This window comes from Ruminiclostridium cellobioparum subsp. termitidis CT1112, assembly GCF_000350485.1.
In the GTDB taxonomy this organism is placed as follows: domain Bacteria; phylum Bacillota; class Clostridia; order Acetivibrionales; family DSM-1351; genus Ruminiclostridium; species Ruminiclostridium termitidis.
This window is the reverse complement of the sequence record NZ_AORV01000046.1, coordinates 1-13,375: the sequence shown is the minus strand read 5'-3', so window position 1 is coordinate 13,375 and position 13,375 is coordinate 1. Positions and strand designations below refer to the sequence as shown.

Below are 13,375 nucleotides of genomic sequence, written 5' to 3'. Positions count from 1 at the left end.
AATTTCGAAAATTAATTTTTTAAATGTTGACTTCTGGTATGAAAGGATATAGAATTTATTTATAAATGTTAGCGCTAACATACAATATAATTTGTGCAAGTTATACAAAATATATAAATTTTTAATTCTAATAAAAAGGAAAATGATCAATGGCAACTATGAAGGATGTGGCCCAGCTGGCCGGAGTATCCCTTATCACCGTCTCAAGAGTCATCAATTCTCCTGACATAGTGTCGGAGGCTACAAGGCTCAAGGTAGAACAGGCTATGGAAGCACTGGATTTTATGCCGAATTTTGCTGCAAAAGCATTGGCACAGAACAATACACGGACCATATATCTCTACATACCCGGGAATATAGGAATTTCAGACCCTTTTAACATGCATCTCATTGCGGGTGTGGCAGAGGAATTGAGTAATGCAAATTACCTGTTTCTGGTCAAGCGCGATCTGGAATTCAACCATAGATGTGATGGTGCAATTGTAATGGGACTGGATTTAAGTGAGGAAAATGCTTTTACCGCAAAAATAAAGGTACCTTTTGTTCTTTTTGGAAAGAATGATCTGGATATTGACTGTGTGGACGTAGATAATGAGCTGGGTGCCGTAATGATGGCAGATAAGATAATAGCCAATGGACACAAAAAAATTGGTTTTATTATGAGGGATACAAGCCAGCGGTATGCACATGAACGTCTGGAAGGCTATAAAAAGGCATTGGAGAAGAATAACATCCCCTTCGATGAGAAGCTGGTGAGATATGCTGAGAACTCCGAACAGGAGGGATATACCAATGCCTACGACCTTATGACCAGGGAAAAACCCACAGCTATTTTTTGCTGCGTCGACCTTTTGGCCATCGGTGCTTTCAGAGCGGCTGAAAAGCTGAAGCTTAAGATACCGCGGGATATATCTATTGCAGGTTTTGACGGGCTTATTTTCGATCTGATCCCAAAAGTGCCGCTTACTACCGTAAGGCAGCCTGTTTATGAGACGGGCAGGGCGCTTGCGGCCAGACTTTTGGAAAGGCTGAAAAATCCTGAGCTGCCTTATGAAAAGAAATATCTTGAACCCGAAATGAAATGGAGAGAATCTGTGGGACCCAACAGGCATCAAACCGGTTAATGTTAATTTACGTATTGTGCTGATTGGTTGATCTATATTTCCGGTAATAATTGTGCTGATTGTATCGGTACTTCCGTACTAACTTCAAGCAATGGATACACACAAAGTGCTTACTTGAAATAGTACGGTTCACAACAAGTATTTTCTTGCCGTCGCAGCGACTCGACCGTCCGGGTCTCGCGTGCTGCTCAAAGTGACCTCCTGTCACTTTGCCGGCTAAAATACTTGTTGTTTACCTACAAATTTCAGCAAGCACTTTTACCGTGTCAACCATTACTTAAAGTTGTACTCGCGTACCGGTATAATCGGGAAACGGATTTAACTGTAATATTGATAGTTAAATTAACCGGCACATCGAGTTAATTTAATCGCTCTATCCGCGGGCACTGACCGGATAAAGCCTGTAAAGACAGCACTTATCCGAATTAATTTTTTTATCGAAATGTTAGCGCTAACATCGGACGGTGTTAGATACTAAGACAGTTGATAGCAGTTTAAATAGGCCGGCAAGGCTATACCGGCTGAACTGTCCGAATGTCCGGATAGAAGCGTATAAAAAAGAGCAGTAATAACAAATTTAAATATCTATAAATTATGATTGGAGAGGCTACCATGAACACTGTAAAAATCATTCAAACAGCTAGAAACACTGACGACAGATTAACTGAAAAAGGAGTATACAACCTTGAAAAAAACAAGTCAGCAGGTGTTGTGCTTTCAATTGATCCACATAAAAGCTATCAAAAAATAGTGGGTTTTGGAGGCGCATTCACCGAAGCTGCCGCATACACCTTCTATAAAATGAATCCTGCAAAAAGAGACGAAATTATAATGAAATACTTTGATCCGCAGGCCGGCATCGGCTATTCCATGGGCAGGGTCCACATACACAGCTGTGATTTTGCTCTGGAGAATTATACATATGTTGAGGAAAATGACAGGGAACTGAAAACCTTTGACATCTCCCGCGAGGATAAATGGACAATACCCATGATAAAGGAGGCGGCAAAAGCCAGAAAGGCTGACATTACCCTGCTTGCGTCCCCATGGAGTCCTCCGGCCTGGATGAAGACCAATAGGGATATGAACCATGGGGGACAGCTGCTTCCCGAATACAGGGAAGTCTGGGCCAATTATTATGTAAAATACATTAAGGCGGCCAGGGCGAAAGGCCTTAATATCTGTGCAGTTACGGTGCAAAATGAACCGGCTGCAGTTCAGACCTGGGATTCCTGTATTTACTCGGCTGAAGAGGAAGGCGCTTTTGTAAGGGATTATCTGGGACCAATTCTTGAAAAGGAAGGGCTTGGGGATATAAAGCTGTACATTTGGGACCACAACAGGGATATTATGGTTGAGAGAGCAGCGGGTACCCTGTCCGATCCTGAAACTGCAAAGTATGTATACGGTGTGGCAAATCACTGGTATGTGTCCGAGGCTTTTGAAAATTTATCAAAGGTGCATGAATTATATCCCGACAAGCATATCCTGTTCACAGAGGGCTGCCAGGAAGGCGGAGTTCACCTTGGCTCATGGCTGACAGGTGAAAGATACGGCAGAAACATGATAGGTGACTTTAACAACTGGCAGGAGGGCTGGTTGGACTGGAACCTGATCCTTGATGAAAATGGCGGACCAAATCACGTGGGGAACTTCTGTGATGCTCCAATAATAGCCGATACTACTACCCAGGAGATACATTACAACAGCTCTTATTACTATATCGGACAGTTCAGCAAATTTGTCAGGCCGGGTGCCTTGAGGATAGACGTTTCAACCGAAGGAGAGTCATCTGTTCAGCATGTAGCGTTCAGAAATGAAGACGGCTCGGTTGTACTTATTGTCATGAATGAATCGGATAATGTGCAGAATCTCAATGCAAAGCTTGGAGATGAATACGTGTGGCATGCACTGCCCGCACATTCAATAGCAACACTGGTATTTAATAAATAAGCTGTCAGCTCCAATCCGCTGAACAGGTCCTCCCCAGACATACAAAGCGGATTGGAGGTTGATGCATATATGGAGGTTTACCTATGGAACATGGCGGCAATGGGGCTATTGATCTGAATAACGGCAGACTTTCAGTCCGGGTTTCATATCCGGGAGAGGTGTACAGGGGCTCCCGGTTTGATTGGAACGGTTTTATCACACAGGTCACACTTGATGACAGGTATACTTTCTGTGTTCCGGAGGCCCTGGTTCCTGGTGTGGGCTCAGGTGGACAGGGTTTCTGCGGAGAGTTCGGGAATGAGGAAGCCATAGGGTATGAGGAGACTTACGTTGACAATTATTTTATAAAAATCGGCGTGGGAAACTTAAAAAAAATTGATAACAAACCATATGATTTTTTCAGGAACTACCCTGTTGTTCCCCTTGCCGGCAGTGTGACTTCAAGCGCCGGCCGGGTATGCTTTAAAGTGGAATCCGGCAATAACGACGGATATTCCTATACATACAATAAGGACATAAAAATCGATAAAAATTTTCTGACCATTTCTTATATTCTGAAAAATACCGGCTCGAAAAAATTTGAAACTACCGAGTACTGTCATAATTTTGTGGGAATAAACAATGAATTTGTGTCGGACAGCTATGAATTAAAAATTCCCGGATGCATAATCCCTGAAAATATTGTTGGGGAGATAGTCCTGGGGGAGAGTGCCATAACCTGGCCGGAAAACGGAGTGGAGCAGGAATTCTATTGTGTTCTCAAAGACTATGAAAACACTCCGGAATATTCCTGGGAACTGTTTAATCACAAAACCGGTGCCGGTATTCGTGAGGCAGTTGATTTCGAGGTTGCAAAATTTGCATTGTGGGGCAGCAGGCATGTAATAAGCCCTGAAACCTTCATAAGGCTGGAACTTGCCCCGGGGCAGACAGCAACGTGGACACGGAGATATGAATTCTTTTATTAAAAATTTAAACAGGATGGTATAAATAATGTCTAAAGGCTGGAAATTTATTGACAATAAGGGGACCTTTGAGCTGGAAGCTCCCCAGAGAAGCAGTTTCCTTTACTTTCCTCTTGCCAATGAAGCGGGAATGATGTCATCTGTTACGCCAACTTTAAATGGTGATATAAAAACCGGGCAAAACACTTTTTTCAATCTTCCCGTATCTTCAGAGGATTTGCATAACATAAAATCAAACCGGAATTTCTGGATATATATTGAAGGCAGCGGTGCCTGGTCTGCCGTGGGGGCATCTTCAATACAAAATGCCCGGTTGTTTGACAAGGAAACAGAGGAGAAAGTTACGCTCCAGGCAGGCTTTCTGTGGCACAAGGTGACACGTGAAAACGGCAGGTTGGGCGTCAGAGCCGAAATAACCAGTTTTGTCCCTGCCAATCAACATAAGATTGAATTAATGCGGGTCACAATTACCAATATTGGCGGCGGCACTTTAAAATTCACACCCACCGCGGCCGTCCCGGTATACGGACGTTCCGCCGAAAGTGTAAGGGACCACCGCAATGTAACCAGCCTTCTTCACAGGGTATATGTGGTCAGGGAGGGAATAGAGGTTCAGCCTGCCATGACTTTTGATGAGAGGGGACATAAATTAAATAAGATATCCTACAACGTATATGGAATAGATGAGGGCCGAAATTTTCCGCTGGGTGCATTTCCCCTTGAGGAGGAGTATATAGGAGAAGGCGGATGCCTTGAATGGCCCGAAACGGTGGTTTCAAACAAGAGGAATTGCCGTATGGAAGGCCAAACCATTGACGGATATGAGACGGTTGGCGCCTTAAGATTCAGGGACTGTGAACTTGCACCCGGAGACAGCAAAACATATATAATTGCCATGTCTGTAACTGGGGACAGAACTTCTGAGAAGGCAGACATCCTGGAACATTTTAATGCCGAGGGGTTTGAAAAACTCCTTAAAGATACCGGAGAGTTTTGGGAGGAAATGCTGGGAAAAATCAGCTTTAAGAGTAGGGATGAGCAGTTTGTTGCCTGGATGAAATGGGTGTCACTCCAGCCTATACTGCGAAGAATCTACGGCTGTTCCTTCATGCCCCATCACGATTACGGAAAGGGCGGACGGGGCTGGAGGGATCTGTGGCAGGATTGCCTGGCTTTACTGCTGATGGAAACAGAGACCGTGAGAAACCAGCTTCTCAACAATTTTGGAGGAGTGCGCCTTGACGGAACAAATGCCACTATTATCGGCAAAGGCCCCGGTGAGTTTGTTGCCGACAGGAATAATATCAGCAGGGTTTGGTCGGATCACGGAGTATGGCCTTTCTTTACAACCCTTCTTTACCTGAACCAGAGCGGAGATTTTGATTTCCTCTTTGAAGAGCAGACATATTTTAAAGACAGGCTTGTTATGAGATCTTCAAATATCGATAAGGAATGGACTCCCTGGTATGGCAGCAAGCAGAAGTGTGAAAATGGAAATATCTATACCGGCACCATCCTTGAACATATTTTGATACAGAACCTGGCCGCCTTCTTCAACTCAGGGGAACACAACAATATACGCATTGAAAATGCCGACTGGAACGACGCCTTCGACATGGCGGCCCAAAAAGGTGAAACCGTTGCATTTACGGCTTTTTATGCCGGCAATCTGACAGAGTTGAGCATATTGCTGATCAGGATAAAGGAGATACGGGGAATCGGCCAGCTGGAAGTTGCAGCCGAAATGGCGGTGCTTTTTGATACCTTGAGCGGCGGTATAGACTATGACGATCCAAAAGCTAAAAACAAACTGCTGAAGCAATATTATGAAACATGTGTCCACAATATCAGTGGTAAAAAAATCTCCCTGGATATACAGAAGGTTTCAGAGGACCTGAAAATAAAGGGGCAATGGCTTTCAAAGCACATTTCGGAGAATGAACAGGTCAGGTCGGAGGAAGGATACCAATGGTTTAACGGCTATTATGACAATGCAGGCCTGCAGGTTGAGGGACAGAAGGCGTCAGGAGTGAGAATGACTCTTACCGGACAGGTTTTCCCCATAATGATGGGGGTTGCCTCAACAGAACAGGTAAACAATGCCGTAAAAGCTGTCAACCGCTATTTGTACGACAGCGTCCTTGGCAGTTACAGGCTGAACAATAATTTTAACGAGCTTAAACTTGATCTTGGAAGGTGCTTTGGCTTTGCATTCGGCCACAAGGAAAACGGGGCGGTTTTCAGCCATATGACCGTTATGTACTCCTTTGCACTGTACAGACAGGGCTTTGTTTCAGAAGGATATGAGGTGCTGAAGTCACTTTACGATATAAGCACCAATTTTGACAGGGCCAGGGTATATCCGGGGATTCCCGAGTATATCAACGAGAGGGGAAGGGGAATGTATCATTACCTCACCGGCTCGGCAAGCTGGCTTATGCTCCTGCTGCTCACCGAAGTGTACGGTGTCCGCGGTGCTTCGGGAAATCTTCTGATCCAGCCCAAGCTGAAAAAGGAGCAGTTCGATAAAAGGGGAACTGCCGAAGCGAGAACTGTTTTTGCAGGCCGGGCCATTAAGCTTGTGTACAATAACAGCCGGCAGCTGGATTTTGGACAGTACAAAATCACAAATATCACCGCCGGCGGCAAAAAAATCAGCTGCCACATGACTGACGGGGCTGCAATAATCGGCAGGACAGACATTTTGGAATTTGACCCGCATGTTGAAAGTACCATTGAAGTTGAGCTTGCATAAAATTTGTTTAATTGGATGCACCGGACAGTATATGTTTCAGAGGTTACAGTCTGCTGTCCGGTGCATGCGGGTGGGGGATAAGCATGAAACCTGAATATTTATTTAATGATAAGAATGAATTTATTATAGAAAATTATGATAAGGCAAAGACCTTTGCCAGTTTTTTGCCCGGTATTGCCGGGATTGAAGGAATCCCCATGTGGGCGTTTTATGTCAACAGGGGACAGGTGCTGGGGAGTTTTGGAGTCAGGGACAGAGACGGTACAATAATGGAGTTCTTTCCTGCACATACCATGTATCAAAACGTTGAAAGAAAAGGCTTTCGCACTTTTATAAAACTGGACGGTGATATTCATGAAATCTTTTCATCAATATCCCGGGACCAATATAACCGGAAACTGGTTATTGAAAAAAATTCTGTTAGGATTGTGGAAGAAAACCTGACACTTGGCCTGAGGATTGCCGTGACTTATTTCACCATGCCGGGAGAGAGCTATGCGGCTATAGTGAGAAAGGTATGTATGGAAAGCCTTGACGGGACCGACAGGGAGATTGAGGTGCTGGACGGCATGCCGCAGCTTTTGCCCGTGGGAGCCACAAATGCCGGTTACCAGGAAATGGCAAACCTGATGAAATCCTGGTATGAGGTCTATAATACCGAAAACAGGATAGCCTACTACAAGGTCAGGGCTTCAACGGCCGACACCGTAGAGGTAAGTGAGTATGAAGAAGGGAACTTCTATCTTTCCTTCTCTTCGGAAAGCCATGGGCTTCTGCCGCCGGTTTATGATATGGATATAATTTTCGGATATAACAATGCCTTGTCGAAGCCCGACGGGTGGGACTGTTCCATTGAGGAGCTGTTGAGCCGGAAGCAGATAGCACAAAACAAAGTATCGGGCGGCTTTACCGGAGTTAAGGCAACTGTTAACAAGGTGTTTACTCTATATACTGTAATAGGGCATGTATCAGGTATGGCCATGATCAACGCAAGGAAAAATGATTTCAGCCTTGAGTTTATAGAGCGCAAGGAGAGACAGGCCGCCCAATTGGTGGAAAACCTGGTGGGGGATACATATACAAAAACTGCAGTCAGCCTTTTTGATAAGTACATTGACCAGTGCTATCTTGACAATCTGCTGAGAGGGGGGTATCCTCTGGTATTTAAGGCAGGCAGCAGGAATCATGTGTATCACGTTTTTTCCAGAAAACACGGAGATCTGGAACGTGAGTACAATTTCTTCTCCCTTGAACCGGCTTTATATTCCCAGGGCAACGGAAATTTCAGGGATGTGAGCCAGAACAGAAGGAATGATGTGCTTGTAAAACCCGAGGTAAGGGATTTCAATGTAAGGCATTTTATGAACCTGATACAGGCCGACGGCTACAATCCCCTGTCTGTAAAGGGGTGCACCTTCACCCTGAATGAGGGTGACTGGAGCGGGATTGAGGAACTGATCGGCACTCACAGGTCCGAAATAAAAAAACTGGTGACGGGAAAATATACTCCAGGAAAGCTGATAACTTTTATTATTGAACACAATACACAGCTTGCAGTATCAAAAGAAGAACTGCTGGAAAAAGTGCTCGAGAAATCCTGCCAGAATTTAGAGGCTGAATTCGGAGAGGGCTATTGGAGTGACCATTGGACTTACAATATGGATTTGGTTGAAACCTTTCTGACGGTTTATCCCGATATGAAGGAAAGCTTTTTATTTGATGAAAAGGCGTACTGTTTTTACAAAAGTCCTGTATTTGTACTGCCAAGGTCGGACAAATACGTGCTGGCCAACGGCAGGGTACGGCAGTACGGGGCTCTTCTGGAGGAAAAGGAAAACCCGCATGAGGGAGCTGAGGGCTGCTGGCTGAGAACAGGGCAAGGTGCAGGAGAGGTCTATTATACAAGCTTATATGTAAAGCTCCTGGCGTTGGCACTGATAAAGTTTGTAAGCCTGGACCCCGAGGGAATGGGCGTTGAGATCGAAGCCGGAAAACCCGGCTGGAATGATGCATTAAACGGCTTATCAGGATTGTTTGGCTCAAGTATGTGTGAAACAGCTGAATTGCTGAGAATAGTGGATTTCATTATTGCCTGCAGTAAGGAATACCATAAAAAGATCAGCCTGCCGGAAGAAATCAATACCTTGATGAATGCTGCCGACAGCCTTTTGGCAGCCGGGCTGAATGAATTTGAGTACTGGGATCAAACAGCGGCTGCAAAAGAAAGGTACAGAAGTCAGATTCGCAGGGGAATAGCCGGAAAAGAGGTTGAGGCAGACACCGGGGACCTGCTGAAAATATTCAGCAGGTTCAGAGCCAAACTTCAGAGGGGTATGGATAAGTCATTGACTTTTGGAGACGGGGTCTATCCGACTTACTTTACATATAAGGCTGTAAAATATGAGATGGCCGAAGGCAAAAAGAGTCCTGTCAACGGACAGCCAAATGTTACCGTATCTGAGTTTGAGTGCTGTCCCCTTCCTCTGTTTCTGGAGGGGCCTGCACGGATTTTAAGGACCGTCGGGGATGAGGAAAAGGCTCTTGAATTATATAATACAATACGGTCCAGCGACATTTTTGATACAAAACTTGAGATGTATAAAACCTCGGTATCCCTGGAGGAAAGCAGTACGGAAATCGGACGGCTGAGGGCGTTTACTCCGGGATGGCTGGAGAGGGAGGCCGTATTCCTGCATATGGAATACAAGTATCTGTATGCCATGCTGCAGGCCGGCCTGTACCGGCAGTTCTTCGAGGATATCCGCACCATGCTGGTTCCGTTTATGAAGCCTGAGGTATATGGCAGAAGTACACTGGAGAATTCCTCTTTTATAGCCAGCTCTGCAAATCCTGATGAAAGTGTCCACGGAAGGGGATTTGTTGCCAGAATGAGCGGGTCCACGGCTGAGATGCTGAGTATGTGGTTCCTGATGATGGCAGGCAGGGAGGTATTCACCTATAAGAACGGGGAATTAAGACTGGCATTGAGGCCTGTTCTGCCGGGCTGGATGTTTGATGCGGTTGGAAGGGTCAGCTTCAAGTTCCTGGGCAGTGTTATGGTCAACTATATTAATCCCGGAAGGAAAAATACTTATGGAGAAGACTCTGTAAAGCCTGAAAAATATATATTGACCTATATGGACAAAACTGAGAGGGAAATAGAGGGAGAAATAATTGGAGGCCGGGAGGCACTGGATATACGCAATAAAAAGGTGGATAGCATTGATGTCCACCTGAAGTAATCAAATGGTTTTACGGCTTGGAACTGTATTATAAGGGTTATGTCAACGCTTGAATCGGTGACATTTTCTAGATATAATGGAAGTGAAATGCTGCTGATCAGAACTAATAATCTGTTATCCTGGAGGGAATTGCATTGGCTAAAGCATTATTGGTTGATGACGAAAAGTATATCAGAAATGGAATAAGGGCTATAATATCCAGAGCCGGTTCCATATTCACCGAAATTGACGAATGCGTCAATGGTATCGAGGCTTTGAACAGGTTATCGGAAAATAGATACGATCTTGTTATCACCGACCTGATAATGCCTCAGATTGATGGGATAGAGCTTGTTTCAAGGATTGATGGCATGGAATACAAGCCGTATACAGTAGTATTAAGCGGATATGATGATTTTAAATATGCGCAGAAGGCCATTAAATATGGCGTTAAGGCATATCTCCTTAAGCCGGTGGACAGAAATGAACTTTTAAATATTGTAAAAAAAGCCGAAGAAGAATATATAAAGAGACAAAACACTGATGTCAAAACGAATACAGGCGATAGAGAGGAATTTTTTTCAAACCAGTTCAAGCTTATGCTGTTAAGTGACAATACCACCAGGGAAGAAGAGGAAAAACTTTTGAAAACCTGCGGTATGGATTTTGAGAATGAGGCTTACTGGGTAGTAACGGTAAATTCCTGCGAGGTCTACGAGGCCGAGGATAAACTTGAAAGCAACTTGTCCCTGGTGGCAAAGCTTAGGAACTGTTTGAATGAAACCGGCACCTTTGGATTTTATTTTCTGGATAACAGGGATAATGCGGTCCTGATACTAAACGCTGGAACCGATGTAAGGAGTTTGCTTGAAGCAGTTGACAGAATGTTCGGCACCAGATGTACGGCCGGAATAGGAGGCACTTTTACAGATGTTTCTGAAATGCGCCGGTCCTACAACCAGTCGGATTATGCTTTGAAATACAAACTCCTGGTACCTGACAGTTCGGTAATATATTACAGCGGCATAGCTGAACCCGACAGCAATTTTGTACTGCCTGTCAGACTGGTAAAAAATCTTACCGGCATGCTGGACACCGAACGCAAGGATGAGCTGTGCAAAGTAATCAATCAGATTTTTGACGAAAAGGCCGTAAGGAAATATCATCTGGAATATCTGGAAAAGCTTTCGGCCTGTTTGAAACTGGAGATAATAGAATATCTCTCGGAGCATGTACCTCATAAAATAGAGTTTATCAAAGAACAGGAAGACAGCTTTAAAAGCATATTTGAATTTCATAATATCAATGATTTTACAAGATACATAAAGAAATTTGTATTGAGTATCAATGAAGTGTTATTGCAGTTCAAGAGTATATGCAGCACTGACAAAACCATTGAAATGGCTGTCAAATATGTACAGGACAATTACCGGAATGATCTGACCATGGCAGAGGTGGCCAATCATATCAGCCTCAATTACTCCTATTTTTCCATACTTTTTAAGGAAAAGACAGGCATGAATTTTGTGGATTATCTGAGGATGGTCAGAATTGAAAAGGCAAAAGATCTGCTGCAGAATTCCATATATAAAATATATGAAGTATCAGAGATGGTGGGATACAATAATACCAAACATTTTACCACCACCTTTCGCGCACTCACAGGAATATCTCCAAAGGAATATAGAGAAAAGCTGTATATTAACTAACTGCCGTTGCCGGGGGTAGCCATGAGAGCCAAAAAGCTGTTTATTTCAATAATTACGTTCTTCAGCGGGTTGAAACTTGCCCACAAGCTCATGATAATTTATTCGATGGTTATCGGCATAACTATAATTGTCTTTGCCGGCCAGCTTATAAATGAAACCAACAAATCCACAGAACTGGATCTCATAAGAGATTCCAGAGATCTGCTGAAAGAGACCAAATATAGTATTGAAAGGGAAGTTGACACCTGTTACAGGACCATCAATGCAATATCAGGGGATTACGATACCATGTCCTATATAAAAGGCTGGGACAGGGAGGATCAGACCGAAGTTGTGGATTTTAGCATGGAGCTGACAAAAAGGATATTGCTCATAAGAAACCTTAGTCCTGATATATATCAAATAAGAATCTATGTCAGCAATCCTGAATTTCCTGAAATAGGTTCAATCATTTACAGTGATTCACGTCTTAAAAATAAAAAAACAATAGTGACCGAAACAATGAAATATTCGCACGGATACTGGCAGTTTGACCATCCCGAGGTAAACTTCAATCCCGGTACCCTTGAAAGAAAAAACGTAGTGTCGCTTTTTGTTCCGTTAAGATACTCCAATTACAAGCAATTGGGGTTTATTGAGACCTCAATGTATACCGATACTTTTTTCAGGCATATGTTCTCACAGTCGGAAAATCAGAATTTGATAGCGTTTATCATAGATTACAGAGGCAAGGTTATTTATGACAGTAAAAGTGCTTTTGCCAAAAAGTACAACCTGGACGGCAACGGTCTGACGGAACTGTACAAAGGTTATGATCTGAAAGGTCAGAGCACGGAAATACATATTAAAAAGGGCAGAGTGCCCATGACACTGATATCCGATTATATAGAAACCCTCGATGCCACAATATGCTATGTGGTAACAAATGATACCATCAGAAAAAATTTAAATGACGCCAGAACCCTTATTATTGCGGAAAGTATTCTGGCAATGATTTTGATGAGCGTTATAATCTATATCCTGACAAACCTTCTGCTTGTGAAAATAAAGCAGATAATCGCTTCAATGCGCAAAGTCGAGGACGGAAAGCTCGATGCCCGTGTAAATGTCTCCGGTCAGGATGAAATGAGTGAACTGGCTTTTCATTTCAACAGAATGATTTCCAAAATAGGAGATTTGATATCCGAGGTGGTAAAGAAGCAGGAGGCTAAGAAAAATGCAGAAATACATGCCCTGTTCACCCAGATCAATTCACATTTTATAATCAATACCCTGCAGAATATCAGTATGATGGCTGAGATAGACAGCAAATATGAACTGGCGGATGCCATAAACTCCCTCGGAAAGCTTCTGCGTTACAGCATGAAATGGACAAAGGAATACGTAAGGCTTAAAGAAGAAATAGAATATATCGGAAATTATATTCTTCTGATGAACATAAGGTATGACTATGAGATAAGGCTGAACATTCAAATCCCACCGGAACTTATGGAATATGAAGTGCTGAAGATGATGCTTCAGCCGGCAGTTGAAAATGCAATATATTATGGTATCGAACCACTTGGACAAAATGGTGAAATAACCATACGGGGATACTCCGATGAAGAAAATATTTCAATAGAAATAATAGACAATGGCATGGGTATGG

At 43.6% G+C, this 13,375-nt stretch carries 7 protein-coding genes; all 7 read left to right on the top strand.

Going from position 1 to position 13,375, the window contains the following annotated elements:
* Positions 1–149: 149 nt before the first annotated feature.
* On the top strand, positions 150–1,124 hold the full coding sequence (locus CTER_RS16985) for a LacI family DNA-binding transcriptional regulator (protein ID WP_004627655.1): 975 nt from the start codon (positions 150–152) through the stop codon (positions 1,122–1,124).
* Between the two features lie 612 nt (positions 1,125–1,736).
* Positions 1,737–3,077, top strand: coding sequence for a glycoside hydrolase family 30 protein (locus CTER_RS16980; RefSeq protein WP_004627793.1), 1,341 nt, complete (start codon positions 1,737–1,739; stop codon positions 3,075–3,077).
* A gap of 83 nt (positions 3,078–3,160) precedes the next feature.
* Positions 3,161–4,045 (top strand): hypothetical protein, encoded by an 885-nt coding sequence (locus tag CTER_RS16975; RefSeq protein WP_004627605.1) that lies wholly within the window; start codon positions 3,161–3,163, stop codon positions 4,043–4,045.
* A 25-nt stretch (positions 4,046–4,070) separates the two neighbouring features.
* Positions 4,071–6,797: a GH36-type glycosyl hydrolase domain-containing protein gene (locus CTER_RS16970; protein ID WP_004627760.1), complete on the top strand. Its 2,727-nt coding sequence runs from the start codon at positions 4,071–4,073 to the stop codon at positions 6,795–6,797.
* Positions 6,798–6,880: 83 nt separating this feature from the next.
* Positions 6,881–10,039: a hypothetical protein gene (locus CTER_RS16965; protein ID WP_004627615.1), complete on the top strand. Its 3,159-nt coding sequence runs from the start codon at positions 6,881–6,883 to the stop codon at positions 10,037–10,039.
* A 134-nt stretch (positions 10,040–10,173) separates the two neighbouring features.
* Positions 10,174–11,727: a response regulator gene (locus tag CTER_RS16960; protein WP_004627736.1), complete on the top strand. Its 1,554-nt coding sequence runs from the start codon at positions 10,174–10,176 to the stop codon at positions 11,725–11,727.
* Positions 11,728–11,748: 21 nt separating this feature from the next.
* Positions 11,749–13,375 (top strand): sensor histidine kinase (locus CTER_RS16955; protein ID WP_004627645.1); only part of this gene is annotated, 1,627 nt, incomplete at its 3' end.